General features: G+C 58.7%; 18 protein-coding genes and 1 pseudogene. 13 read left to right on the top strand and 6 right to left on the bottom strand.

The features are described 5' to 3' along the window. Positions 1–296: pseudogene (locus GHO32_RS24355) on the bottom strand (energy transducer TonB); the annotation flags it as partial. A 627-nt stretch (positions 297–923) separates the two neighbouring features. Here GHO32_RS24355 and GHO32_RS24350 point away from each other — a divergent pair. The 4 genes from GHO32_RS24350 to GHO32_RS24335 all read left to right on the top strand — a co-directional run bounded on the left by GHO32_RS24350 (position 924) and on the right by GHO32_RS24335 (position 10,740). Next, a complete protein-coding gene (locus GHO32_RS24350; protein WP_153336233.1) occupies positions 924–7,061 on the top strand; it encodes an NEL-type E3 ubiquitin ligase domain-containing protein in 6,138 nt (2,045 codons plus the stop codon). Positions 7,062–7,213: 152 nt separating this feature from the next. After that, entirely contained in the window at positions 7,214–8,590 is a 1,377-nt protein-coding gene (locus tag GHO32_RS24345; protein ID WP_048370467.1) for a pyridoxal-phosphate dependent enzyme, read from the top strand. Continuing rightward, positions 8,587–9,762 carry a cystathionine gamma-synthase gene (locus GHO32_RS24340; protein ID WP_153336234.1) on the top strand — a complete coding sequence of 392 codons (1,176 nt, stop codon included), beginning with the start codon at positions 8,587–8,589 and terminating at the stop codon, positions 9,760–9,762. Before GHO32_RS24345 ends, GHO32_RS24340 begins: the two co-directional genes overlap by 4 nt. Before the next feature lie 108 nt (positions 9,763–9,870). After that, positions 9,871–10,740 carry a GyrI-like domain-containing protein gene (locus GHO32_RS24335; protein ID WP_368668523.1) on the top strand — a complete coding sequence of 290 codons (870 nt, stop codon included), beginning with the start codon at positions 9,871–9,873 and terminating at the stop codon, positions 10,738–10,740. A 47-nt stretch (positions 10,741–10,787) separates the two neighbouring features. Here the strand turns inward: GHO32_RS24335 and GHO32_RS24330 are convergent, their stop codons facing one another. Together GHO32_RS24330 and GHO32_RS24325 are read right to left on the bottom strand one after the other, a co-directional pair. Then, entirely contained in the window at positions 10,788–11,207 is a 420-nt protein-coding gene (locus tag GHO32_RS24330) for an organic hydroperoxide resistance protein (RefSeq protein ID WP_153336236.1), read from the bottom strand. A gap of 276 nt (positions 11,208–11,483) precedes the next feature. Continuing rightward, the gene (locus tag GHO32_RS24325) at positions 11,484–11,957 is read right to left on the bottom strand and encodes a MarR family winged helix-turn-helix transcriptional regulator (RefSeq protein WP_153336237.1); all 474 of its coding nucleotides are present in this window, start codon (positions 11,955–11,957) and stop codon (positions 11,484–11,486) included. A 196-nt stretch (positions 11,958–12,153) separates the two neighbouring features. Here GHO32_RS24325 and GHO32_RS24320 point away from each other — a divergent pair, with 196 nt between their 5' ends. After that, the gene (locus tag GHO32_RS24320) at positions 12,154–12,672 is read left to right on the top strand and encodes a hypothetical protein (protein WP_153336238.1); all 519 of its coding nucleotides are present in this window, start codon (positions 12,154–12,156) and stop codon (positions 12,670–12,672) included. A 118-nt stretch (positions 12,673–12,790) separates the two neighbouring features. Here GHO32_RS24320 and GHO32_RS24315 read toward each other — a convergent pair whose 3' ends face one another. Continuing rightward, complete coding sequence (locus GHO32_RS24315) at positions 12,791–13,294, bottom strand: helix-turn-helix domain-containing protein (protein WP_153336239.1); 504 nt, start codon at positions 13,292–13,294, stop codon at positions 12,791–12,793. Between the two features lie 105 nt (positions 13,295–13,399). Between GHO32_RS24315 and fabF the strand changes: the two genes are divergently transcribed. From fabF to GHO32_RS24300, 3 genes are all read left to right on the top strand, one after another. Then, positions 13,400–14,668, top strand: coding sequence for a beta-ketoacyl-ACP synthase II (gene fabF / locus GHO32_RS24310; protein ID WP_368668524.1), 1,269 nt, complete (start codon positions 13,400–13,402; stop codon positions 14,666–14,668). Positions 14,669–14,817: 149 nt separating this feature from the next. Continuing rightward, positions 14,818–15,261 (top strand): GNAT family N-acetyltransferase, encoded by a 444-nt coding sequence (locus GHO32_RS24305; protein ID WP_153336240.1) that lies wholly within the window; start codon positions 14,818–14,820, stop codon positions 15,259–15,261. After that, positions 15,258–15,872 (top strand): FMN-dependent NADH-azoreductase, encoded by a 615-nt coding sequence (locus GHO32_RS24300; protein ID WP_153336241.1) that lies wholly within the window; start codon positions 15,258–15,260, stop codon positions 15,870–15,872. Before GHO32_RS24305 ends, GHO32_RS24300 begins: the two co-directional genes overlap by 4 nt. Here the strand turns inward: GHO32_RS24300 and GHO32_RS24295 are convergent. Both GHO32_RS24295 and baeS read right to left on the bottom strand, forming a co-directional pair. Further along, positions 15,869–16,531 (bottom strand): response regulator, encoded by a 663-nt coding sequence (locus GHO32_RS24295; protein WP_153336242.1) that lies wholly within the window; start codon positions 16,529–16,531, stop codon positions 15,869–15,871. The genes GHO32_RS24300 and GHO32_RS24295 overlap by 4 nt on opposite strands. A 3-nt stretch (positions 16,532–16,534) precedes the next feature. Continuing rightward, complete coding sequence (gene baeS / locus GHO32_RS24290; RefSeq protein ID WP_153336243.1) at positions 16,535–17,920, bottom strand: sensor histidine kinase efflux regulator BaeS; 1,386 nt, start codon at positions 17,918–17,920, stop codon at positions 16,535–16,537. Positions 17,921–18,065: 145 nt separating this feature from the next. Between baeS and GHO32_RS24285 the strand changes: the two genes are divergently transcribed. From GHO32_RS24285 to nadA, 5 genes are all read left to right on the top strand, one after another. After that, positions 18,066–19,265, top strand: a complete 1,200-nt coding sequence (locus GHO32_RS24285; protein WP_153336244.1) for an efflux RND transporter periplasmic adaptor subunit — start codon at positions 18,066–18,068, stop codon at positions 19,263–19,265. Positions 19,266–19,267: 2 nt separating this feature from the next. Further along, positions 19,268–22,396, top strand: coding sequence for an efflux RND transporter permease subunit (locus tag GHO32_RS24280; RefSeq protein ID WP_153336245.1), 3,129 nt, complete (start codon positions 19,268–19,270; stop codon positions 22,394–22,396). Continuing rightward, positions 22,393–23,772 carry an efflux transporter outer membrane subunit gene (locus GHO32_RS24275; RefSeq protein WP_153336246.1) on the top strand — a complete coding sequence of 460 codons (1,380 nt, stop codon included), beginning with the start codon at positions 22,393–22,395 and terminating at the stop codon, positions 23,770–23,772. Before GHO32_RS24280 ends, GHO32_RS24275 begins: the two co-directional genes overlap by 4 nt. Positions 23,773–23,901: 129 nt before the next feature. After that, positions 23,902–24,588 (top strand): type 1 glutamine amidotransferase domain-containing protein, encoded by a 687-nt coding sequence (locus tag GHO32_RS24270; RefSeq protein ID WP_048387269.1) that lies wholly within the window; start codon positions 23,902–23,904, stop codon positions 24,586–24,588. A gap of 224 nt (positions 24,589–24,812) precedes the next feature. Continuing rightward, the gene (gene nadA / locus GHO32_RS24265) at positions 24,813–25,871 is read left to right on the top strand and encodes a quinolinate synthase NadA (protein WP_153336247.1); all 1,059 of its coding nucleotides are present in this window, start codon (positions 24,813–24,815) and stop codon (positions 25,869–25,871) included. Positions 25,872–25,961: the final 90 nt, after the last annotated feature.

Raw genomic sequence — 25,961 nt, 5'->3', positions numbered from 1 at the left:
GGGTGGACAGCCTCTGGCGCGGGGGTGGGCGGCGCCACCGGAGGAGGGGGCTCAGAGGGCGGTGTCGGTGCAGCAGGGGCGGCGGGTGCAGGCGCAGGTTGATGAATGACCGAGGCATAAATAGTGCGCGTCACGGCTGGCGTCACCGTGACCGGCGAAGACCGGTTCACCAGGCTCAGCACCAACAGATGCAGCGCCACCACCAGCACCACCGCGCCGCCACGGCGCAGCAATCGCGAAGTACTGCCCGCAGGCAATGGCTCAAGGTGCGGCAAGGGTGTCAGCGTTGCATCCACAATAAATTCCTCCCCGGGCCAGACTGCCGCCGGGCACAGCATGCGCACTCCTTGCGAACGTTGAGTCCAAGGCCCGATACAGGCCGTTCGTAACTTGTGACGTAGGAATATAGGAATGGAAAATGACGGGGCCGTGACATGAAAAATTGTTAATTCTGGGCTTTTCACATCGACTTTTTCTTGCGCAGCGGGTAACGGGGTACGCGTTTTGAGCACGCGCCAAGGCATAAGTCATGCACTGGGGCGAGCTTGATCAGCGTTGCGAAGGGCGTTAATTCAGCAGGCCGAGGTCGAGGGGGGTAATCCAGACTAATCCGGATTTGATCAAGGTCGTTGGCAATAGCGCTGTAGTCGCCGCCGGTGAGCATAGTGGTGAGCATCACACGCAGCAAAAGATTCTTCGCATGCTCTGACTGAACTGCGTACTTGTCCCATAGGCCATGCCCGACTACCCGCCATGAATGCTGGCTCCCCGGCAGTTGCTGGAAAAGAACCGCCCGGCACTGAGGGCCAGCCGTTTGCAACGCGAAATGTGCTTTGGCCGGACCGTGTTCAGGTAGTAGTTATCTAACTAATTTCAGCGCAGTGAGTGGTTAGTCTTCGGATTTGGATCCGGAGTAATAGCTCATGAATCAACCAAACAATGAAGCGCTGCACTCATCTTTTTTATCTGAAACACAATGGGCGGAACACGAAGTTCTTGACCATTTGCATCAATCGATAAAAGGCCAGTTGGCATCACTTACCCGTAGCGAGCAGCTTCGTTACCGGCGGTTAGTGCGCCAGTATGCGCAGGCGTTAGAGGGCGTTGAGCGTGAAGACAGAAGAATCAAGGACGACTTTGAAACATCTGGAGTGCAAGCGATTCGGGAGCGGATATTAGCGGCCACGGGAATAGATTTAGACCCGCGCACGACGTATATCCATACCCGCTACTTGTATACGCCTAACAGGCAAGATCGCCTTCAGTTCCCTAAGCGACTAAGGCGCTCGGCCGATACTGCGGATGAGACAGAAGCGCTACCTGAACCGCACGCTATCATTGATGAATATGCCCCCAAGGCGCATGTACTCAGCATGAGTTTGTGGCAAGCGGCCTGTATCAACTTTGGTTTTATGTCCTATTTTGCAAGTTTCAACAGTGACAGCCTGGTCAATGCCAGTTTCATTAATCATTCTGCGGGCGGTGCTTTCAGTTACGCGCAGGACCCCGACCGCATTAACACCACCTCGCTTATTCCTGCGACTACCTTCATCTCTATTGCGCGAAGTCTTAACCTCGGTGCCGGACTTAAACACCGCATTGACAGTGCGATGTCTGCCAGCGGGACACTTCATACACTTCTGCGCACGTGCACCAAGGCTCACTTGCAGTTTTGCCTGATGGAGTTGTATCGCTCGCTCGGCCCTGATCATGCAGACAGGGACAGAGTCAAAACACTCAGCGAGGCGCTCGACAGTACACCGTCTCGTTTGCGTGTCCGCCAAATTGTCATGACGATTAAATTTACGCCGGCTGAGTTAGTGAGCGGGTGGGGGTTTTATCCTACCGGTGGAGCGTCCATACCGGCCAAACCAGCCCCTGAGGCTGAAACCGAAGGGCATCACGTCAGCATTCCGCTGTTTCAGGTTGAAATCCTGGGCGCTAAGGGCGTGTTCAGTTTCTTTCCGGGCCGTCCGGGAGGGGACTTGCGCTTGCATACCAACTCAAGCGTTCTGATTGCCGATTTTCGGGCGCAATTACTCAGGGCTGCCACGGATGGGCAAATGGATTGGTTCAGGGTTCATTTGACACAAGCGCTGTACGCACGGTTAACCGTTGTTGTTCCCGCGCCTAAAGATCCTGACGGTTTCACCTACATCACTTCACTGCCGAAAGGGCGGCGAGACTGGATTGCTTTTGAGGGGCTGGGTTTCAAACCATTGAGCCTCCAGACTTCGCTGGAACAGGCGGTTTTGAGTTTTCAATCCAACCTGTATGAATCTCGCCTCAGGCAATTAGCGGTAGAGAAGTCTGTGCAGGATTGGGCAGACATCGCGTCAGCCATCAGCACGCTGTTCGAGGAACTCACGCACCTTTTATTGATTCCAGTTCCAGGCGCCATCAACGGGTTGAACAGGTGCATTAAATTTCTATTTGTCGGTGTCACGGTGCAAGGGCTTTATAGCGCCTTGGAGCAATCCAGCCAAGGTGACAGCATCGGGTTGTTGCACACACTGGCGGATACGTTGGACATCCTGATCTCGTCAGTCTTGATAGGAGCCGCCGCTCGATTGGCCCGTGGCCGTTACGCAAAGCTCTTGCAAAGTATGGGGCAGCCCAGAACCTATCTGCGCAGCGATGGAAACACGGGCTTATGGTCAAGCGACCCGGCCCGTTTTGCGTTGGCCCCCGCGTCGGTCACTGACAACATGGCGCTCGATGAGCAGGGTATTTACCGGTACTCGGGGCGCGACTATGCGTTTCTGGAACAAGACGGCCGCCAGTTTGCGGTCGAAATAGAACGTAACCAGGACGGCACGTGGCGAGCCATCGCGAAAGCCGATCCGGACGCGTTTAAACCGCCCGTAATATGGGATGCCACTCAGCGACGTTGGCAACTGGATTTGGATGACAGCCCCTCACTCACCGAGGGTCAGTGGCTTCGCCGTATGGTCCGCGGCCTGACGCCAGAGGCGGCGCAGATTGCATTAACGGTCAGCGCAGTCAGCAGGGCTGACTTGCAACGAATCTGGCAAGGGGGGGCAGCACCGGCTTCGCTGACCGATGCTGTCACCCGTTTTCAAGCGGATACACAACTGCAACGCTGTGCCGATGAATTGAGTCGCTACCCGCAGTTAGTGTCTTTGACCGAGCGCCCATTGCTGGCATTGATGACACAGCTCTCCTTTTGGCCACCCGATAAGCTTCTGTTCGTTATGGACCATAAGGGCGTTTTTACTGAGATGCATGGCCAATTCACGAACAATCCTCCCACCTTCCAGACACTCTTAATAAAGCGTCTGGATGATGGTGAGCTGACATTAAACCATTCATCTTTTTTTAAAGCGTTCGAGAGCGATTTTTTAAGTGATCTGATCCGGCGACTCAGTTTACCTACCGATAAAGTGCAGATGACTCAGTTAATGGCGGCACAACTCACGGCGCACAAAAATGCCCTTTTTACGGCATTAACGCTTCACAAAGATCATCTACCCTCCGGTGGCCCGGCCAGCAGTCTGGACTTGACCTGGTTACCTTTGGAGCAACCCAGAAAAACGCCACTGTTACCGATCATTATTCAATTGCGCGCTATGCATCCCGGTTTGTCGCTGGCGCGTTGTCACGAACTGCTGGCCTTACAGCCCCTGCTGGGAAGCACCCGTGGGCAGCTTAATGAAACGCTGCAGCGACGTAATCAATTACGCTCCTATGCGTTGCCCGAGCCTATCTATCGCGCCGTCACAAACGCCGTATTTTCGGCGCGGCTTGAACGCATGCTGGACGGGTTTCACCACCCTCGCGCATTCAACCCTGACGTTGATCAATGGTCGAAAGATATCTGCACATTGATTATAAAAAAGCGACTCAACATTGAACTGGTCATTGTTGCCAATCCACCTTCGGGTGATGTGTCGGCTGATTATAGATACAGCGATCACACGCTAGTGATTACTGACCTCGGTAGCGGGGTGTATGCAGCCTATGACAGACGCCAGCATGCACTTATGCCTGCGGTCAGCGGGCCAGACAGCTTTTTTGCAGCCTTGATTGCAGGGCTTACAGACCCAACGCGCGCAACACGCCTGCGCAGTTCTGATCTGATGACTGCCGCGGGCTGGCGCAAGGTGGTGATAGATGATTTGAATAGATTTCGCACGCCGGAGGGCTTTATCAATACTGACATCCCTCAGGTCGAAAGCTATGCACTGCCCGATGTGGCGTGGTCAGTCGCTAAACGGCCTGATGCCAAGGGGATTTACATTGTTGATGACGCCCCCGGTATTGTGTTGGACGGTAAGTTTTACGAAGTTCAATCGGCCACCGACGGGTTGACGAACAGCATTATTGATAGCCGCCGTTTTGCCCGGCCGGCGATTCCTGTCTTTGGCAATGACGTCGGTACGTGGCGCCATGAGTTTGAAAGACCCATGGAGTGGGACGGGCAGTATCTGTTCAGGCGTCTGGGCTACAGCGCTTCAGGCTTTGACAGCCACCAAATAACCGCCATCCTGAACATCAGTAACACGACCGATGAAATGCTCAGGCGGGTTCATATGAACCGAGAGAGAATCCCTCCCTTACTGAGCGATACCTTGCAGCGTTTTCCTGATGCCCAGAGGCTTGAGTCGTCAACTGACCGAGCGGATCCCATGGTTGAAATGCTCATGCGAGTGTTCCCCAGTCTGTCGACCAATCTGGCCACGGACCTTGTTCGCAGTGCTAATGAACTCGAGATTCAGCAGATGAAAGAGGGGCGCGTGCCCTTGCGGTTGTCTCAGGAGGCTCGCTGGTATGTGCGCGAAGTGCGGGTTAACGGTGCCCTTGAAGGTTTTTATTTACCCGCTCGGCAAAACAACGACAGTGTGAAGTTAATGCTGCATGGGTTGGCTCGACAACCTGGCTGGTCAGCGGGCGTAAAAGTTGAAGTGCGTGAAGGCACGACTTCCGGGCCTTTAATCAGTTCGTTGGGAGCGGACAGCCCCTCTGTCGCTTTAGTTGTGGTGAAAACGGCTGAGGGTTGGCACGTTTTCTTAGCGCCCGAAAGGGATGTAAAAGCCAGCGGTCAGGATCTTCTGAAGGCTGTGCTGGGGGCATTGCCAGACCGTGAGCGTCAGGCGTTGGGCTATGCCTATGCAGGCGGCGATGATGAGCTTAAAGACCAGTTGACGTTAAGGGTCATCGAAAACCGTGACGGGGCTTATGAAGTACTCGGTATGGCCGCCCTGCGCCCTTGGTTCAAACCACCCAAGCGCTTGGCTGACGGACGCATCGGTTACTCATTGAGTGGCCGGGGATCCGCGACCGATCGCTTCTTGGCTGATCATGAGTCACGTGAACGTTATAGAAGGATTTATCCCCTCAGTGAGGATAGTGGGCGGGAACTCCAACGCATGCGCACGCTTGGTCTGGATATTAACCAAGAATTGGGCCGTCTCGAGGGCGAAGCCAGGACGCTGCAGAACGAGCTGAGAGCGTGGCTGAATCAAAAGCCGGACTTTGAAGTGCACGATGTGGCGGCTCAGTACCATAAAAATGACATGGCCACGGTATTGATTAAGGCATGGCGCAAGGAAATCCCGGCTCTGAGGGATCAAGCAGGCAACGTATTGGGTTACACACTGGGATTGGAGAACTGGCGCGTCCCCACATTACCCGTCCTCACGGCTGACTTTTCACATATCCGTCAATTGAAGATGGTGGGGATGCGGGTTGGCGCCGGTATGGGATTGGGAGTTGACGCAAACATTAATCAGTTCTTGCTTAACTTTCGCTCATTGACGGCATTGGACATCCACTCCTGTCGATTTGATTACTTTCCTGAAGCCATTGGGCGAATGGGCAATTTGCTTGAGCTTTCACTTGCCGATAGCGGTATGCGCCTGGACCGCGCTTCTCAGCAAGGGCTCGCCGGGCTGGTTCATTTGCAGCATTTGAATCTGAGCGGGTGCGGGATAGACGGGCGGCTGGATGTTAGCTCATTGTCTGAACTGCAATCTTTAGATATGTCCAGTACACAAGCAGTCATTTGGCCACGGGGTGTCATGCAATTGGCTCACCTGATCCGTCTGGATTTAAGCGCTAATCACATCATCAGCGTGCCGGAAGAGGTCTTGCTGGGTTCTGAGGTGATTAACCGGGGGACGTCCCTGCGGGAAAATGAATTGGCGCCTTCGGCTATTCGTCAATTGCGGGATTATCAAGCGCGCACGGGGATTAACTTTGGGCTGCATCATGACGCCAATCACCCTCAACGGTTGGGGTTTGACGATGGGGTCTGGCTCAACGGAATTGAGGCTAAGGAAAGGCAAGCCAGGTTTCAGGAGTGTCAGTTACTTCGCGACGACCCTCGGGCCACAGATTTTTTCAAATTGATTGATGACCTGAAAACCACCGCCGATTTTGAACACAGCAAACATGATCTAGTCCCTCGTGTGCAGCGCATGCTCAAAGCAGTCGCTGAAAATGAGCGCGTCCGTGACTCATTGTTCAAATTGGCCTCAGAGCCTTGGGCGTGCTGCGACTCGGCAGCACTGTTGTTCAGTCGGATGGAAATTCAGGTCTTGGTGTCCAGGGCATTGGCTGACGATGATCCACAACGTGCCGAGCTCACGCTGCTGCGGATCATCCGGGGTGAATTTCGTTTAAAAGTACTGGATAGTTTTGCCGTCATGGACGGTGGCGAACGAGACGGCCCTGTTGATGTGCTTGAAATTGGCTTCACTTACCGATTAAAGCTGGCAGAGGCATTGGAGCTGCCCGCCCAGCCCAAACACATGAAATTTGCCTCTCTCGGTAGCGTTGATCCACAGGCTATTGAGCAAGCCCGAGAGGCAATTCTGGCCATGGATAATGGTGAAGCAATGCTTGACTACATGGCTGACGCTCCAATGTGGGACGCGTTTTTGAGAGCGCGCTACGCGGTTCAATTTGATGCGCTGTACAACGAGCACTATCGTGTCGTGCGCGGTCGAGATGTTTACGACGCAGAGGGCTACGAGCGTGGCCTTCAAGCCTTGAGAAATAGACTCACCCTTGAAGCGTTGGCCAGGTTGAACCAGTAGGTACGAAATGTATCGTGAGCTTTTGAGTGTCGCGTGTTGATTGCGACTCCGCGCATCCCGGCCTATGGTCCTAGAAGGTTTCCGGTGATTGGCGCGACATACCTCGTTGCCAGTCGCTGTCCATCCAGTGCAAAAACACGGGAAGTGACGTCATGCCAAGCAACCCTCAACCTGCCGTTCTGGAATTGATCGGCAACACCCCGCTGGTGCGTGTCAGCCGGTTCGATACCGGGCCTTGTACGCTGTTCCTCAAGCTTGAATCGCAAAACCCCGGAGGCTCGATCAAGGACCGGGTCGGCCTGGCCATGATTGATGCCGCCGAGCGCGACGGGCGTTTGCGCCCCGGCGGCACCATTGTCGAAGCAACGGCCGGTAACACCGGCCTGGGGCTGGCGCTGGTCGGTCGGGCCAAAGGCTATCGGGTGGTGCTGGTGGTGCCGGACAAGATGTCCACCGAGAAGGTGTTGCACCTCAAGGCCATGGGCGCTGAGGTGCATATCACCCGGTCTGACGTCGGCAAGGGCCACCCGGAGTATTACCAGGACGTGGCCGCGCGCTTGGCCGCCGACATCCCCGATGCTTTCTTCGCCGATCAATTCAATAACCCGGCCAACCCGCTGGCCCACGAATGCAGTACCGCCCCGGAAATCTGGTCGCAAACCCAGCACGATCTGGATGCCATTGTGGTAGGTGTCGGGTCTGCCGGTACGCTGACCGGCTTGACCCGTTTTTTTAAGCGCGTGCAGCCGGATCTGGAAATGGTTCTGGCCGACCCGGTGGGTTCGGTGATGGCCGAATACAGCCGTAGCGGGGTGATCGGCAAAGCCGGGTCCTGGGCGGTGGAGGGCATTGGCGAGGACTTCATCCCGTCGATCAGCGACCTGTCCAGCGTGCGACATGCCTACTCGATCAGCGATGAAGAAAGCTTTGATCACGCCCGCCAATTGCTGCGAGCCGAAGGCATTTTGGGCGGGTCTTCCACCGGCACCTTGCTGGCCGCCGCGTTGCGCTATTGCCGCGAACAAACCGAGCCCAAGCGTGTGGTCAGCTTTGTGTGTGACACCGGGACGCGTTATTTGTCCAAGGTCTACAACGACCAGTGGATGAAGGACCAGGGCCTGCTGCAGTTCAAGCATTACGGCGATTTGCGTGACCTGATTGCCCGACGTTTTGAGGATGGCCGGGTGATCAGCGCCAGCCCGGACGACACCTTGCTCACCGCCTTCCAGCGCATGCGCCTGGCCGATGTGTCGCAACTGCCGGTATTGGTGGACGGCAAGCGGCTGGTCGGAGTGATCGATGAGTCCGATATTTTGCTGGGCCTGCATGCCGATGCGTCGCACTTTAGCCGAACGGTCGCGAGCGCCATGACGGACACGTTGCACACCTTGGCGCCGCAGGCCAGTCTGGCTGAGCTACAAGCCGAACTTGACCGCGGGCTGGTGGCGATTATTGCTGACGCTTCAGGCTTTCATGGCCTGATTACTCGCGTCGACCTGCTCAATCACTTACGGAGATCCCTTGCATGAGTCAGCACGATGAAAACGGCGCATACCGCGCCTTTGCCACCCGCGTCATCCACGCAGGGCAGGTGCCGGATCCTTCCACCGGGGCCTTGATGCCGCCGATTTATGCCAACTCCACCTATTTGCAGGAAAGCCCCGGCGTGCACAAAGGCCTGGACTACGGGCGCTCGCACAACCCGACGCGGTTTGCCCTGGAGCGTTGCGTCGCGGACCTTGAAGGCGGCACAGATGCCTTCGCTTTTGCTTCCGGGCTGGCGGCGATTTCGACGGTGCTGGAGTTATTGGACGCCGGTTCGCACATCGTCTCGGGCAACGACTTGTACGGCGGTACGTTCCGCCTCTTCGACAAAGTCCGCCAGCGCAGCGCCGGGCACAGCTTCAGCTTCGTCGACCTGACAGACCTGAGCGCTTTTGAGGCGTCGTTGCAGGACAACACGCGGATGGTCTGGGTCGAAACCCCGAGCAATCCGCTGCTCAGCCTGACTGACCTGGCGGCCGTGGCGAGCATCTGCCGGGCGCGCGGCATCATTTGCGTGGCCGATAACACCTTCGCCAGCCCTTGGGTGCAGCGCCCGCTAGAGTTGGGTTTTGATGTGGTGGTGCATTCGACCACCAAGTACCTGAACGGCCACTCGGATGTAATCGGTGGCATCGCTATCGTCAAGCACCTGGAACTGGCCGAGCGCCTGCGGTTCTTGCAAAACGCGGTCGGCGCGATTGCCGGGCCGTTTGATGCCTTCCTCACCCTGCGCGGGGTTAAAACCCTGGCCCTGCGCATGGAGCGTCATTGCAGCAACGCGCTGGAGTTGGCGCAATGGCTCGAGCGCCAGCCTCAGGTAGCGCGTGTGCACTACCCGGGGCTGGCATCGCACCCGCAGCATGACTTGGCGCGTCGGCAGATGCGCGGCTTTGGCGGGATGATTTCCATCGACTTGAACACCGACCTGGCAGGCGCCCGACGCTTCCTTGAAAGCGTGCAGATTTTTGCCCTGGCCGAGAGCCTGGGCGGGGTTGAAAGCCTGATCGAACACCCGGCCATCATGACCCACGCCACCATCCCCGCCCAAACCCGTGCGCAATTGGGTATTGGCGATGGCCTAGTGCGGCTGTCGGTGGGGGTTGAGGATGTCGAAGACTTGCGCGCTGACCTTGCGCAGGCGCTGGGGCGGATTTAAGACGGGATTGATCTGAGCATCAAGCGCGCCTTGAGCAAATTCGGCTAGGCGCGTTCCTACCGCTCTGGAGGACTCTAGCGCTACCGTAATTCCATGAGTTTTTAACGCGTGCCTGACTTGTCGAACAACTTCGCTTACGCCAAACGGTTTGATGCCGTACTTGCCTACATTGACGTCAACCTCGACGGTGATTTGTCGGTAAAGACGTTGAGCGATATCGCGAACTTTTCAGTGTTTCACTTTCATCGCCAATTCAGCGCATTTGTCGGTGTGCCGGTGTCGCGTTACGTACAACTGATGCGTTTGCGCCGTGCGGCACACCAATTGGCGGCACACTCGCAACGCTCTGTGCTGGATGCTGCGCTGGATGCCGGTTTTGAAAGTCCCGAAGCCTTTTCAAGGGCGTTCAGACGGGCATTTGGCATGAGCCCTAGCGGGTTCAGGATGAAGCCGAACTGGCAGCTCTGGAATACGGTGTTCACCATTCCTCATTTTTCCAGGAGCGTCATCATGAACGTACGAATTGTCGAATTTCCAGGGGTCAGGGTTGCAGCACTCGAACACTGCGGGCCCCCTGGGGCAGTCAATGAAAGCGTGAATCAGTTTATCCAGTGGCGGCTTCAGAGCGGACAGTCGCCTGTAGCTTCGAGCCGTACCTTCGGGATTGCCCATGGCAACCCGGACACGACGCCAGAAGACGACTTTCGCTTTTCAATTTGCGGGGAGATCCATGAAAGCGTGGCGCCTAATGCGTTCGCAGTGCAAGAGAAGGTTATTCCCGGCGGCCGTTGTGTGGTAGTTCGGCATGTGGGATCGCCGGATCATATTGGCGAGACAATTTACCCGATTTACCGCGACTGGCTGCCTTCGAGCGGTGAGGAAATTCGTGATCAGCCATTGTTTTTTCATTACCTGAGCGTGTTTCCGGAGACTCCTCAGGATCAATGGCAAACCGATGTGTATGTGCCATTGCAATAGCGCAAGGTAGCCCGTAGGCACGCGCGCCTACGGGTTTTTCTCAGTCTTTAAACGCTGACGTGCAGACGCACGTCGACATTGCCGCGAGTGGCGTTGGAGTAAGGGCACACCTGGTGCGCAGCCTCTACCAGCGCTTGGGCATCGCTTTGTTCAAGGCCCGGCAGGCTGATGTGCAGGTCGATGTCCAGACCGAATCCGCCCGGGATCTGGCCAATACCCACGTGGGCCGTGATCGAGGCGTCGGTCGCAATGCTGCGCTTGGTCTGGCTGGCGACAAACTTCAAGGCACCGATAAAGCAGGCCGAGTAACCGGCGGCAAACAGTTGCTCAGGGTTAGTGGCTTCACCGCCAGCACCGCCCAGTTCTTTTGGCGTGGTCAGCTTGACGTCGAGGACCTTGTCACTCGAAACAGCGCGACCATCACGGCCACCGGTAGCGGTTGCAACAGCGGTATAGAGAACGTTCATGGCGGTCTTTCCTTACAAAAGAAGTGTCTGATGAGGTTTTATCTTTAGCGCTAATTATTTGCGCGCTAAGCAGATAGCTAAAAATTAGCGCTCAAATAGTTTGTGCGCAAGATATTTTTTCAAGACGCACCAAAAATAGATCTATCTCATTGATCTAAAAGACTATTTATTTTCAGAAAATAAACTGGCTGTAGGAGCGAGCTTGCCTCGCGATCTCTTGATCTTTAAAAATCAAAAGATCGCGAGGCAAGCTCGCTCCTACAGACGGAATAATACTTAGAGGCTGGCGTGCAGGTTGCGGCGCAGCAGCAGCAGGTTTTTCTGTATGTCTTGCAACTGCTCCAGGCTCAGTCCGCTGGCGGCCAGGATGCATTGGGGGATGGACTTGGCTTTTTCTTGCAGCGCTTTGCCTTGTTCGGTCAAGCGCAGATGAACCACTCGCTGGTCGTCATGGCTGCGGACCCGGCTGAGCATGCCTTCGGCCTCCAGACGCTTGAGCAACGGCGTCAACGACCCCGGATCTGTCAGCAGGCGTGCGCTGACTTCCCCTACGGTCAGGCCGTCTTCTTCCCATAACACCAGCATCGCCAGGTATTGCGGGTAGGTGAGGTTCAAGGCCTGAAGCAGGGGCTTGTACACCTTGGTCATCATCAGCGAGGTGGAGTGCAGTGAAAAACACAGCTGGTTTTGTAGCAGCAGGTAATCACAACTGCCAGCGTCTGCCGGGGCGGAGTGGTCGTCGACAGTCATCACAGGAACCTTGGCGTTAAAAGAGCCAACAATTTAGCGTCAATACCTTTAGCGCACAATGCAGTTTCCACGCCAGCTTGCATCAGTCTTGTGTGATCTATGAATTATTAGTTAGTTGTCGCGAAGGCCCATGGCGTCGAACATGTTCTGCAAGCAACGCCTGTCAGGCACTTTCAGGACAAAGGAAACCGGTTTCATGCTTCAGAAAAAACGTTCGTCGCGGCACACCGTCATTCACGGTCTGTGCAGCCTCAGCTTGCGGACGGCGGGTGCTGTCGCAATCACTTTCGCCACACTGAGCGGCGCTCAAGCGGCCACGTCCGCCACGGATACCATCAAGGCCTACAAGCTGTGCACCGGCGCAGACAACGCCTCGCATGTTCTGCAAGGGACCATCGACCAGAACATGCGCAACGACGTGACGGCCATTCACTTCAAGCAAAGCCCGGCGCATGCCTCGTTTGACTGGCATAACGACCCGGAGCCGCAGTACGTCATGACCTTGTCCGGCACGCTGGCCTTCGAGACGCGCACCGGTGAAAAGTTTACTTTGCACCCGGGCGAAGTGCTGCTGGCAGCCGACAACACCGGCTCCGGACACCGCTGGAAAATGGTCGATGACCAACCGTGGCGCCGTGGCTACGTGGTCCTGAAGCCGGGTGCCGCCGATTCATTTGTGCCTAACGACCCGGCGGCTGCGAAGGTCTGCCAGTAAGCCCCGTTCCTGTAGTCGCTGCCGAGGCCCAATGCGCTGATCAGGGGTGCCGCATCACACCGATCAACGTCTTGTCATTGGGGCGGCGACTACCTTTTATTGCACTTGAGCCATCACTTCAGGCGTCTTGCGGCTGCCTGCCCGCTACAAATGCCAGGCGCTCCTGCATGCCTGCACTCGCTGCCGGCCCGGCCTTGACGGTGCACTGTTCAATGGGCACCGCACGGCCTTCGACCGCGTCCATCAGCACCACCTGCAACGGATGGCGGGTCTGTTGATCAATGATCTGCACACTTTCGCCCTCGGGCGTGTAATGCCGATTGCCCCAGGCAATAAACGCCATGATCACGATTTTGAAATCTTCCCCTACCGCCGTCGGTACGTATTCATACCGGGGCGGGCGCTCGCTGTAGCGTCTGCGCTCCAGCAATCCTTCTTCGACCAGGGTGTTGAGCCTGCGCGTCAGCATGTTCGGGGCAATCCCCAGGCTTTGCGAAAATTCGTCAAAGCGCCTTAACCCTTGCAGCGCATCGCGCATGATCAAGATGCTCCACCATTCTCCTACCCGTTCCAGTCCACGGGCGACAGGGCATTCGGCGTTTGTAAGCGATGTGCGTTGCATTGCGGTTCCTGAGAGACGAGAAAAGTTTTGCTCAATGATGTTACTTTCATAATGATAGTTTCGTCACTTTACCGCTACCAAGCAAAATTTATGGAGTGAGCCATCGTGAGTAGACGCATTGTTGTGACGGGCATGGGCGCGGTGACCCCGCTGGGCTGTGGGGTCGAGCAGACCTGGAGCCGTTTGCTGGCAGGGCAGTCCGGGATCCGTCGACTGCCTGAAGCGCTGGTCGGTGATTTGGCCGTCAGCATTGGCGGCCAGGTACTGGACCGTGATCAGGACCCGCACGCCGGGTTTGACCCCGACGCGCTGATCCCCGCCAAAGAGCAGCGCAAGATGGACCGCTTCATTCTGTTTGCGCTTGCCGCCGCTAAAGAAGCGCTGGAGCAGGCGGGCTGGGCGCCTCAAACCGAACTGCAGCAAGAGCGTACGGCGACGATTATCGCGTCCGGTGTGGGCGGCTTTCCGGCCATCGCCGAGGCGGTGCGCACCGCTGACAGCAAGGGCCCGCGCCGCTTGTCACCGTTCACCATCCCGTCGTTTCTGTGCAATTTGGCGGCCGGGCATGTGTCGATTCTGCATCACCTCAAAGGCCCGCTGGGCGCCCCGGTCACGGCGTGTGCTGCCGGTGTGCAGGCGATTGGCGATGCGGCGCGGATGATTCGTGCCGGCGAAGTTGACGTGGCCGTGTGTGGCGGCGCCGAAGCCTGTATCCATCGCGTGAGCCTGGGTGGTTTTGCCGCGGCGCGGGCGTTGTCCCACGGTTTCAACGACACCCCTGAGCGTGCCTCACGCCCGTTCGATCAAGCGCGCGACGGTTTTGTGATGGGCGAGGGCGCCGGTTTGCTGGTGATCGAAGAGCTGGAGCACGCCCTGGCCCGAGGCGCCACGCCGATTGCGGAACTGGTGGGGTATGGCACCAGTGCCGATGCCTACCACATGACCGCAGGGCCCGAAGATGGCTCAGGCGCACGCCGGGCGATGGAGCAGGCGATTAAACAGGCGGGTATAACCCCGGCGCAGATCCAGCATTTGAACGCCCATGCCACGTCGACCCCGGTGGGTGACAAAGGCGAGTTGGCCGCCATCAACAGCCTGTTTGGCGACAACCCCGACGTTGCCATCAGCGCCACCAAATCAGCGACCGGGCACTTGCTGGGCGCGGCAGGTGGCATCGAGGCTATCTTCACCTTGCTGGCCTTGCGCGACCAGATCGTCCCGGCAACCCTGAACCTTGAGACGCCGGACCCTGCGGCTGCCGGGCTCAATCTGGTTCGCGGGCAGGCGAAAAAGCTGGCGATTGAATACGCGATTTCAAATGGTTTCGGCTTTGGCGGGGTCAATGCGAGCGTGCTGTTCAAGCGTTGGCAGTGAGTGTTAAAGGGTTTGGGCCTCACTCGTGATTGAGTGAGGCCCATCAACCGGTTTTTATTTATGGCCCAGTCCTTAAGGCATTTTTTGGATCTGTGGCCTGTACCGTTATGTCCTTACAGTAAGCCAACTTTTACAGAGGGCAGACGAGCATGGACTACACCTTTCAGCTTCTGGAAACCCCCACAGAGCAACGCGCCAGCTTTGATCTGATGCGCGTGTTGCGTCCGCATTTATCTGACCCGGACGCTTATGCCGCGCAATTGTCGCGGCAGGCCCGGCAGGGCTACCGTTTATTGGCGATCAGCAATGGCCAGGGCATGGTCGGTTTGGCCGGCTATCGCGAACTTGAAAACTTGATTTATGGCCGCTTTATTTACGTTGATGACTTGGTGGTCAGCCCGCAGCTGCAAGGCTCAGGCGTGGGCGCCACGTTATTGAACGCCGTACGCGAGGAAGCCTTTCGACGCGGTTGCGATCATTTTGTACTCGATACAGGGCTGCACATGGCGTTGGCCCAGCGCTTTTACTTCCGTCAGGGGCTGCTGGCCCGCGGTATGCACTTCACTGAAAAACTGAGCGAGGCCCACCCATGAAAACCGCACTGCTGATCAACGCCAGCCCTCACGGTGATTTTTCCCACGCCCGGCAACTGGCGCACGAGCAACTGCAGCGCTTGCGCCAGCGTTACCCGGACCTGGAACTGATCGAACGTAACCTGGCAGCACAGCCTTTGCCCCCGTTGGACATTGAGTACGGCGCGGCGTTGACCAAGCCCACGGCGTTCGATGCGCCAGTGTTTGATGTGTCCGAAGCATTGATCCAAGAGCTGGAGCGCAGCGATGTCGTGTTTGTTTGCACGCCCATGCACAACCTGACGGTTCCGGCGTCGCTGAAGCTGTGGATTGACTATGTGTTGCGCATCCATCGCACCTTTAGCTCGGGGCCAGACGGCAAAACCGGTTTGCTCGCCTCTCGCCCGGTTTACGTGTTGGTGGGTTCGGGTGGTTTTCATCAAGGGCCGAGGGCCAAACAGCGTGACTTCCTGACCGACTACCTGCGTGAAGTCTTTACGATGCTTGGGCTGTCTGACATCCACTTTGTGTATTTGGAAGGGCTGGTGTTTGGCGAAGAGGCGGTGGCCACGGCGCTGCAAGACGCCCGGCAACACCTTGCGAGTTTTGCGCTGTTCAATGAGTCGCTCTAAAGCTCCAGCTTGTACCCCACGCCATACAGCGACTGGATCGGATCCTCTGCGGGGCACGCCTGCGCAAGCTTGCGCCGCAGGTTGCGGATGTGGCTGTCGACCGTGCGGTCGGTGACCACCCGGTGATCGGAATACAGCTTGTCGAGCAATTGGTCGCGGGAGAACACCCGGCCCGGAGCGCGGGCAAAGGTGTTGAGCAGGCGCAATTCAACCGGCGTCAGGTCCAGCGGCACACCATCAAAAGCAGCGCTGTAGCGGGTTTCGTCGATCTCGATGCGCGCTTGCGCCACGGTCTCCAGGTGCGGGCTGCGGCGCAGTATCGCTTTGACCCTGGCCACCACCTCCCGTGGGCTGAACGGTTTGCAGATGTAGTCATCGGCGCCCAGATCCAGCCCCAGCAAGCGGTCCACTTCTTCGACCCGGGCGGTGATCATGATGATCGGCACCGCACTGAAACTGCGCAGTTCCTTGCAGATGTCCAGACCATCCCGGCCCGGCAACATCAAGTCGAGCAGGATCAAGCGTGGCGAATGTGCGCGAACCCACGGCACCACCTCAAGGCCGTTGCTCAGGCAATGGACGGGGTAGCCTTCGAGCGATAAATAATCGCGCATCAGGGCGACCAGTTTGGGTTCGTCTTCGACGATCAGAATGCTCATGAATCACCCTTTGCGGGGTAGCCGCAGGTTCAGCCAGAGGCCGCCCAGCGGGGAGTGATCGGCCGTCAGGCTGCCGCCGTGGGCGAGGGCAATGCTGTGACAGATCGCCAAACCCAGGCCGGCACCGCCGCTGGCCCGGTTGCGCGAGGCTTCTCCACGGTAGAAGCGCTCAAACAGCCGCGGCAGTTGCTGGGGGTCAACACCGGGCGCGGAATCCATGATGCTGACGCACACGGCATCGTCCTCCTGGCTGGCACGGATTTCCACCCGGCCGCCGGGGTCGGTGTAGCGCACGGCGTTTTCCAACAGGTTGCTGAACAGTTGTTGCAGGCGCTTGGCGTCCGCTTCGAGCACCAGCGGTTGTGCAGGCAGTTCCATATCAATGTGCAATTGCGCGGTGTTGCAGCGCTCCTGAAACATCGCCAGTGATTCCTCCAGCACGTCATTGAGTACGCATTCGCTCTTGCGATAGGTCAATGCGCCCACATCTGCCAACGAGAGTTCATACAGGTCATCTACCAATTTGCTGAGCATCCCGACTTCAGCTTGCAAGGACTTCATCGAGGCGTGATCAAGGCTGCGCACGCCGTCTTCGATGGCTTCCAGCTCGCCGCGCAAGATCGACAGTGGCGTGCGTAACTCGTGGGACACATCGGCCATGAATTCGCGGCGCATGGTTTCATTGCGCTCCAGGGTGAAGGCCAGTTGGTTGAAGTCCCGGGCCAATTGGCCCACTTCATCGTTGGACGACACCGCCACCCGGTTGCTGTATTCGCCCTGGGCCAGCCGATGAGTGGCGGCGGCCACACGCTTGACCGGGTCGAGCAAGGTGCGCGCGATCCACCAGGCAATCAGCATCGCCAGCAGCAACGACAGCACCCCCACGGCCAGGCTGGTGCGCAATTGATACTGCTGAAAACGCTCGCCCCCGGCCTCGGTCACGCTTTGAAAGGGCGTCACGGCCAGCCAGCCGACGGTTTTGCCGCCCACGTCGATGGGGCGCAGCAGGGCGTCGTCACCGATCGAGGGGTAACCGGTTACGCGCTTTTTGTGCTGGTCGAGCAAGGCAATACGAAACAACGCGCCGGTGAGGTCGGACGGCAGCGGGTTTTTAAGGTCGCGGGTGCGCACTTCATCTTCTGGCTCCGGACGCATCACTTCAAACCAGCGATCAGGCTTATTGCGCAGAAACTCCCAACTGCCTTCGCGTTCATACGCGCTGGCCAACCGTGGCAACACCGGGGCCATGCGTTCCAGGGCCTGTTCGTTGAGGTAGCCGAGAAAGCCGCGGCCGAAGCTCCAACTGGTGGCCAGGCCCATGCTCAGGATGACCAACAGCACACTGGCGAGAATCGCAATAAACAGTTTGGTGGAGATGCTCAGCTTCATGGGCTCGGGCTAGTCAGTGAATGGCCTGCTCATTTAGGCCCTCGCTGGCCGAAGATTCAAGGCGTGTGGGCAATCTTCAAATTTCCTGCACATTTGCCTCGCACGATGGCGCATGGCTTAAGCCACCCCACTTGCAGAGGCCGCTATGTCGACCAAACTTTTTGCTAAATCTCTGGTAACCGCCGCGGTGGTGGTTGCCGTGCTGGTTCTTTTTGCCTTGGGCGGCTGCTCGGCAGACGATGCCCCACCTGTGGCGCAAACCCCGAAAGTCCAGGTGATGACGGTGCAGCCGCAATGCCAGGCGCTGACCACCGAACTGGCCGGGCGTACCCAGGCTTTTATGCTGGCTGACATTCGCCCGCAGGTAGGCGGAATTGTTCAGCAGCGGCTGTTTGTCGAGGGCGCCGAGGTCAAGGCCGGGCAGGCCCTGTACCAAATCGACCCGGCGCCGTACAAGGCCACGCTGGCCGAGGCGCAAGCGACAGCAAGCAAGGCCCGCGCCACGCTCAAGTCGGCGCAGGCCACGGCCACGCGTAATGCGGCGTTGGTAAAAATTGACGCCATCAGCCAGCAAGACAACGAAGATGCCCAAGTCAGCTTGCTCACGGCCCAGGCCGAGTTGCAGGTGGCGCAAGCCGGGGTCGACACCGCCCGGATCAATCTGGGCTATACCCGGATCACCTCGCCGCTCAGTGGCCGTATCGAAACCTCGACCGTTACCCCCGGCGCATTGTTGGTCGCCGCGCAAACCACGGCGCTGACCACAGTGCAGCAACTGGACCCGATCTACGTCGATATCACCCAATCGACCACTGAGCTGCTGCGCCTCAAGCGCGACCTGGCCAGCGGTGCGTTGCAAGGCAATAGCGCCGAAGGCGAAGCACCGGTGTTGCTGACGCTCGATGATGGCAGCCCCTACAACCATGCCGGCACCCTCAAGTTCAGCGGTGTCGCGGTCAACCAAGGCACCGGCACCGTAACCCTGCGCGCCGTGTTCGCCAACCCTGAGCACCTGTTGTTGCCGGGCATGTATGTGCGCGCGGTGCTGGAGCTGGCCAGCGATGACAAGGCCATTTTGATACCGCAAAAAGCCGTGACCCGAAGCGCCAGTGGCGTGACCTCGGTGCTGGTGGTGGTCAACGGCAAGGTTGAGCAACGGGTACTGACGATTGACCGGGCGGTGGGTAACCAGTGGTGGGTCAGCGCCGGGTTGAATGCGGGTGACCAAGTGATTATCGAAGGCGGGCAGAAGGTTCGGGTCGGCGCCGAGGTGCTGGCGCAAAACAGTGACGCCCGGGGCGTGCCACGCGCCGTGACACCCACCGCGATTGCGCAGGGGAACTGAGCATGGCGCGCTTTTTTATCGACCGGCCGATTTTTGCCTGGGTGATCGCCATCGTCATCATGCTCGCGGGGGCGATGTCGATCAGTCAGTTGCCGCTGGAGCAATACCCGGACATCGCACCGCCCACCGTGCGCATTTCTGCAACCTACACCGGCGCCTCGGCCAAGACCGTTGAAGACTCGGTGACCCAGATCATCGAGCAGCAAATGACCGGGCTCGACAAGCTCACCTACATGTCGGCGTCCAGCAGTTCGGCAGGCAGCGCCAGTATCAGTTTGACCTTCGATGCCGGCACCGACCCTGACGTGGCGCAGATGCAGGTGCAGAACAAGCTGCAACAAGTGGAGTCGCGGCTACCCGCTTCGGTGCAGAGCGAAGGCCTGACCGTGACCAAGGGCGGCTCAGACTTCTTGATGATTGCAGCCCTCGCGTCCGACAACCCCAGCGTGACCGGCACGCAAATTGGCGATTACATCTCCAGCACCTTGCTTGACTCGATTGCCCGGATCGACGGGGTCGGCGAGGTGCAAACCCTCGGTTCGGGCTACGCCATGCGCATCTGGCTGGACCCGGCGCTGCTCGAAAAATACGCCTTGATGCCCTCGGATGTGATCACCGCGCTGGAGGCACAAAACACCGAAGTGTCGGCGGGCCAGCTCGGGGCGTTGCCAGCCGTGGCCAAGCAGCAACTGAATGCGACGATCAGTGCGCGCAGCAAATTGCAGACCGCCGAAGAGTTTCGCAATGTGTTGGTCAAGTCCGACAGCACGGGCGCGGTGGTGTTGCTCGGTGAGGTGGCGCGGGTTGAACTGGGCAGTGACAGTTACGACGTGAACTCGGCCCTCAATGGCAAGCCCGCCGCCGCAATGGGCGTACAGCTGGCCACGGGCGCCAATGCGCTTAAGGTCGGGGAGGCCGTCAAGGCCAGGCTCGCGGAGCTCCAGCCGTTTTACCCGAGCGAAATGCAGCTCAAAAATGTGATCGCCTATGACACGACCCCGTTCGTCAGCCTGTCCATCGAAGAGGTGGTCAAGTCGTTGGGCGAAGCCATCGTGCTGGTGGTGCTGATCATGTTTTTGTTCTTGCAAAATGTACGCGCCACGCTGATCCCGGCCATCACGGTGCCGGTAGTCTTGCTGGGCACGTTCGGGGTGCTGGCGCTGTTCGGCTATTCGATCAACACCTTGACCATGTTCGCCATGGTACTGGCCATCGGCCTGTTGGTGGACGACGCGATTGTGGTGGTAGAAAACGTCGAGCGGGTGATGAGCGAAGAAGGGCTTTCGCCGCTGGAAGCCACGCGCAAGTCGATGGCCGAAATCACCAGCGCGCTGGTGGGCATCGCGTTGGTGCTGAGCGCGGTGTTTATCCCCATGGCATTTTTTGGGGGTTCAACCGGGATCATTTATCGGCAGTTTTCGGTGACCATCGTTTCGGCCATGGTGCTCTCGGTGCTGGTGGCCATGACCCTGACGCCCGCGCTGTGCGCGACCTTGCTCAAGCCTTCCGATGCCAAAGGGCACGCTGCTGCTAGCGGCTTCTTCGGAGGGTTCAACCGCACCTTTGAGCGAAGCGCCGAGGCTTATCAAAAAGGCGTAGGAGGGATCGTACGTCGAGGGGGGCGCAGTCTGGTGGTGTACCTGTTGGTGATCGCCGCCATGGCGGCCGGTTACGCCAGCTTGCCAACCTCATTTTTGCCCGATGAAGACCAGGGCATCTTGATGGCCCAAGTGCAGTTGCCCGTGGGCGCAACGGATGACCGTACCCAGGCGGTGCTCAAGCAGTTCGAGGGCTATATGCTCGAGCAACCGGAAGTCGAAGCGCTGATCAGCATCTCGGGCCTGGGCATGGGCGGCAACAGCCAGAACTCGGCTCGGGCCTTTATCCGGCTCAAGGACTGGAGCGAGCGCACGGGCGCAGGTCAGGACGCCGCGTCTATCGCGCAGCGGGCGACCGAGGCGTTGTCGAGCATTGGCGATGCCAACGTGTTTGTCATGCAACCGCCTGCCGTGCGCGGGTTGGGGCAAAGCTCCGGGTTCGATCTGCAGCTCAAGGACCTCGCGGGGCTGGGGCATGACGCGTTGGTGGCGGCGCGCGAGCAATTTATCGAACTGGCGCAAAAAGACCCGCGTCTGCAAGGCGTGCGCAGCAACGGCCTGGACGACACGCCGCAGCTCAAGGTCAACATTGATGATCGCAAGGCGGGCGCCTTGAGCCTGAGCACCAGCGACATCAACGCCACCTTGTCCACCGCGCTGGGCGGCACTTACGTTAACGATTTTCTTAACCAGGGCCGGGTGAAAAAGGTCTACGTGCAGGGCGAGGCGACCGCGCGCATGCAGGCCGCCGACCTGGACCACTGGTTTGTGCGTAACAGCAACGATGAAATGGTCCCGTTCTCTTCGTTCGCCAGCACCTCGTGGAGTTACGGCTCGCCATTGCTTGAGCGCTATAACGGCAGTTCGTCGCTGGAGGTGGTGGGCGATCCCGCGCCGGGCGTGAGCTCCGGGGTGGCCATGGACGCCGTGGAAAGCATCATCCAGCAGTTACCCGAAGGCATCGGCTACGAGTGGACCGGGCAGTCTTATCAACTGCGTTTGTCGGGGTCGCAGGCACCGTTGCTGTACGGGATATCGGTGCTGTTTGTGTTCCTGTGCCTGGCGGCACTCTACGAGAGCTGGTCAGTGCCTTTCTCGGTGATGCTGGTGGTGCCGCTAGGTGTCGTGGGCGCCGTGCTGGCCACGCGTTTCAGCGGGTTGAGCAATGACGTGTACTTTCAAGTGGGGTTGCTGACCACCGTGGGCCTGGCGGCGAAGAACGCGATTTTGATTGTGGAATTCGCCAAGCACCTGCATGAGCAAGGCAATAGCTTGATCGAGGCCACCCTGATCGCGGTGCGCCAGCGCCTGCGACCGATTCTGATGACCTCACTGGCCTTTATGTTTGGTGTCTTGCCCCTGGCGCTGAGTACGGGCGCAGGTTCTGCCGGGCGCCGTGCCATCGGCACCGGGGTATTGGGCGGCATGTTCAGCGCCACGCTGTTGGGCATCTTCTTTGTACCGCTGTTTTTCGTGCTGATTCGCCGCCGCTTCAGTCGCGTTCGCACCCCTGACCCAAAAGGTGACGCATGAGTCGTTTTTGTTGGCCCTTGCTGGCAGCCTTGGCGCTGCTCAGCGGTTGCATCAATCTGGCGCCCACGTATGAGCGCCCTCAGGCTGCGGTCGATGAGCAATGGCTGCCGGGCACCGCGGTGCCCAACGGCCAAGCCGCGGCGGACATCCGTTGGCAGCAGTTTTTTACCGACCCGCGCCTGGCGCACCTCCAGGCGCTGGCGTTGACCAACAACCGCGACGTGCGGGTGGCGACCCTGAACATTGAAAAGGCCCAGGCTCAGTACCGCATCCAGCGCGCGGCAGGTTTACCGGCGATCGACGCAAGCGTAAGTGGCAGCCATAGTCGAACGTCCGGCACCACCAGCCACGATTACAGCGCCCAATTGGGGCTGAGCAGTTACGAGCTGGATCTGTTTGGCCGCGTGCAGAACCTCGAGGACGAGGCGCTGGAAGCGTATCTGTCGCTGGCCGAAACCCGGCGCAGCACACAGATCAGCCTGGTGGCCGAAGTCGGCATCGCTTGGTTGACCCTGGCGGCCGACAACGAACGCTTTGCGTTGGCCCGGCAAACCCTGGTCAGCCAGCAGGCTACTTACGATCTGACTCAACGCAGCCATGCACTGGGCGGGGCCGCCGGTTTGGCGGTGTCTGAAGCGCAAACCACCGTGGAGGCGGCCAAGGTCGACGTCGGTGTGTATGCCAGCCAGGTCCTGCAAGACCAGAATGCCTTGCGTCTGTTGGTCGGCAGTGCCATCCCGGCGCAATACTTGCCCGGCGACAGCTTGCAGTCGGTCGCGATGCTGGTGCAGGTGCCGGGGGAATTGCCCTCCACCCTGTTGCAGCGTCGCCCCGACGTGCTGGCGGCCGAGCACACGCTCAAGTCGGCCAACATCGATATCGGTGCGGCCCGCGCCGCGTTCTTCCCCAGCATTACCCTGACGGCGGGGGCGGGGTCGGCCAGCTCCAGCCTGTCGAGCCTGTTCAGCGGCGGTAGCGGCGCATGGAACTTTGCGCCGAGTATCAGCCTGCCGATTTTCGACGCCGGCAGCCATCGGGCTGCGCTGGACTCCGCCAAAGTCGCCCGCGACATTGAGGTGCAGACCTACCAGAAAACCCTGGAGACCGCCTTCAGCGAAGTGGCCGATGCTCTGGCTGTGCGCAGCACTCTGGATCAGCGTCTGGCTGCCCAATTGGCGCTGACCAAGGCCAGCCGCACCAGCTATGAGCTGTCGCAGGCCCTGTATCAGGGTGGCTCGCAAAGCTACCTCGAAGCCCTGGTGACCCAGCGCTCGCTGTACAGCGCCGAACAAGACCTGATCACCCTGCGGCTGGCCGAGCAGAGCAACCGGGTGACGTTGTACAAAGTGCTGGGGGGCGGCTGGAATGCCAACTGATGAATGGACAGGTGCTTTGGATGCACGGCACTAATGCCCGCAAGCGCTTGTCTATGCTCCTGACTCTGTACGTAAACATGTCGTACAGCTCTAGGGCCGCATGGCCCGTCGTTCTGACAGGAGGCAGCGATGAGCAAAAAAATACTAGTGGTACTGACCAGCGTCGAGAAGTACCCCAATCTGGATCGCGCGACGGGTTTATGGCTGGGTGAGGCCGTGCATTTTGTGCACAAGGTCGAGGCCGCCGGGTATGCCGTGGATTACGTCAGCCCGCAAGGCGGTTACACCCCGATTGACCCGCACAGCCTGGCCAAGGACATGGCCTCGGAGATTGACTGGAAGTGGTATCACGACAAGGCGTTCATGAACCGCCTGGGCGCGACGCTAAAACCTGACGAGATCAATCCTGACGATTATGCGGCGATTTATTACGCCGGTGGGCATGGGGTGATTTGGGACTTCCCGGACAACGAGCAATTGCAGGCGATCAGCCGCCACATCTATGAGCATGGCGGGGTGGTGTCGTCGGTGTGCCATGGTGCGGTGGGCTTGCTCAATATCAAGCTGTCCAATGGCGAGTTACTGATCAAGGGCAAGCGGGTTACCGGCTTTTCCAATGAAGAAGAGACCCTGGCGGGGCTGGCTGATGTGGTGCCGTATCTCACCGAGACCGAATTGGTGAAGCGCGGCGCTCACTATGAAAAGGCTGACGCTCCGTGGGCGCCGTTCGCTATCGCCGATGGACGTTTGATCACCGGGCAGAACCCGGCCTCGGGTGGCCCGGTGGCAGAGCACGTGCTGGCAGCGCTCAAATAAACTGACCCGCCCCCTCCGATGCGGGTTTGCCAGCCCGCATCGGCGCCTTGCCTGCATGGGCAAAACCAACATTAAACTTTTGAATCGCAAGCTTATTCTGTAGCCTTAGCGCGCTTGATAGCTGGTCCGTGCCTGATAACACACATTCTCCCGGCGGGACTCGACAGTCCGGAGCCGGTGGTACACTCGACTTTCGCGCCTTAGCGCTTGCAGGTCTTGCGAACATGACGCAAATTTCTGAACGACTTCTGGTCCAAGCCCACCTCGATGCCAAGCAGCCAGCGCCTTTGACTGCCGAGCAAGAGGCGACGCTGCGTGCAGCCATTGCTGCCGAACTCAAAGCGCGTGATGCGGTACTGGTCGCGCACTTCTACTGTGACCCGGTGATCCAGGCCTTGGCCGAAGAAACCGGTGGTTGCGTATCTGACTCCCTTGAAATGGCGCGTTTTGGCGCTGCCCACCCGGCCAAGACCATTTTGGTGGCAGGCGTGCGGTTCATGGGGGAGACGGCAAAAATCCTGACCCCTGAAAAACGCGTGCTGATGCCGACCCTGGAGGCCACGTGTTCGTTGGACCTAGGCTGCCCGGTTGAAGAGTTCTCGGCGTTTTGCGATCAACACCCCGAGCGCACCGTGGTGGTGTACGCCAACACCTCGGCGGCTGTTAAAGCGCGGGCCGACTGGGTGGTGACTTCCAGTTGTGCACTGGAAATCGTCGAAACCCTGATGGACAACGGCGAGAAAATCATCTGGGGCCCGGACAAGCACCTGGGGCGTTACATCCAGCGTCAGACCGGGGCAGACATGCTGCTGTGGGACGGTGCTTGCATCGTTCACGAAGAGTTCAAGTCCAAGCAACTGGAAGACATGAAGGCTTTGTACCCGGACGCCGCGATTTTGGTGCACCCGGAGTCGCCGGAGTCGGTGATTGAACTGGCAGACGCGGTGGGTTCCACCAGCCAGCTGATTGCCGCTGCGCAAAAGCTGCCGAACAAAACCTTTATCGTCGCCACCGACCGCGGCATTTTTTACAAAATGCAGCAGTTGTGCCCGGACAAAGTCTTTATCGAAGCCCCGACCGCCGGTAACGGTGCGGCATGCCGCAGTTGCGCGCATTGCCCGTGGATGGCCATGAACACCCTGGAGCGCACCCTCGAGTGCCTGCAAAAGGGTACGAACGAGATCTTTGTCGACCCGGCTCTGGTGCCCCACGCCGTTCGCCCGCTCAAACGCATGCTGGATTTCACCCAGGCCGCGCGCTTGAAGCTGGCGGGTAACGCTTAAAGGTTTCACCAACCTGAACTGCCCCCCAAAAGTTGGACAGATTAACTAGCGCCCAGCGCAGCCTGAGTCCTGTATCCCACAGGGCTTAGG

This window comes from Pseudomonas sp. FSL R10-2189, assembly GCF_009600325.1.
Lineage (GTDB): Bacteria > Pseudomonadota > Gammaproteobacteria > Pseudomonadales > Pseudomonadaceae > Aquipseudomonas > Aquipseudomonas helleri.
Note: the sequence above shows the minus strand (reverse complement) of the source record. Positions and strands in the feature narration are given on the sequence as shown.

Coding starts and splice junctions, on each gene's coding strand:
- GHO32_RS24350 (WP_153336233.1), top strand. CDS start 924: ATGAATCAACCAAACAATGAAGCGCTGCACTCATCTTTTTTATCTGAA.
- GHO32_RS24345 (WP_048370467.1), top strand. CDS start 7,214: ATGCCAAGCAACCCTCAACCTGCCGTTCTGGAATTGATCGGCAACACC.
- GHO32_RS24340 (WP_153336234.1), top strand. CDS start 8,587: ATGAGTCAGCACGATGAAAACGGCGCATACCGCGCCTTTGCCACCCGC.
- GHO32_RS24330 (WP_153336236.1), bottom strand. CDS start 11,207: ATGAACGTTCTCTATACCGCTGTTGCAACCGCTACCGGTGGCCGTGAT.
- GHO32_RS24325 (WP_153336237.1), bottom strand. CDS start 11,957: ATGACTGTCGACGACCACTCCGCCCCGGCAGACGCTGGCAGTTGTGAT.
- GHO32_RS24320 (WP_153336238.1), top strand. CDS start 12,154: ATGCTTCAGAAAAAACGTTCGTCGCGGCACACCGTCATTCACGGTCTG.
- GHO32_RS24315 (WP_153336239.1), bottom strand. CDS start 13,294: ATGCAACGCACATCGCTTACAAACGCCGAATGCCCTGTCGCCCGTGGA.
- GHO32_RS24305 (WP_153336240.1), top strand. CDS start 14,818: ATGGACTACACCTTTCAGCTTCTGGAAACCCCCACAGAGCAACGCGCC.
- GHO32_RS24300 (WP_153336241.1), top strand. CDS start 15,258: ATGAAAACCGCACTGCTGATCAACGCCAGCCCTCACGGTGATTTTTCC.
- GHO32_RS24295 (WP_153336242.1), bottom strand. CDS start 16,531: ATGAGCATTCTGATCGTCGAAGACGAACCCAAACTGGTCGCCCTGATG.
- baeS (WP_153336243.1), bottom strand. CDS start 17,920: ATGAAGCTGAGCATCTCCACCAAACTGTTTATTGCGATTCTCGCCAGT.
- GHO32_RS24285 (WP_153336244.1), top strand. CDS start 18,066: ATGTCGACCAAACTTTTTGCTAAATCTCTGGTAACCGCCGCGGTGGTG.
- GHO32_RS24280 (WP_153336245.1), top strand. CDS start 19,268: ATGGCGCGCTTTTTTATCGACCGGCCGATTTTTGCCTGGGTGATCGCC.
- GHO32_RS24275 (WP_153336246.1), top strand. CDS start 22,393: ATGAGTCGTTTTTGTTGGCCCTTGCTGGCAGCCTTGGCGCTGCTCAGC.
- GHO32_RS24270 (WP_048387269.1), top strand. CDS start 23,902: ATGAGCAAAAAAATACTAGTGGTACTGACCAGCGTCGAGAAGTACCCC.
- nadA (WP_153336247.1), top strand. CDS start 24,813: ATGACGCAAATTTCTGAACGACTTCTGGTCCAAGCCCACCTCGATGCC.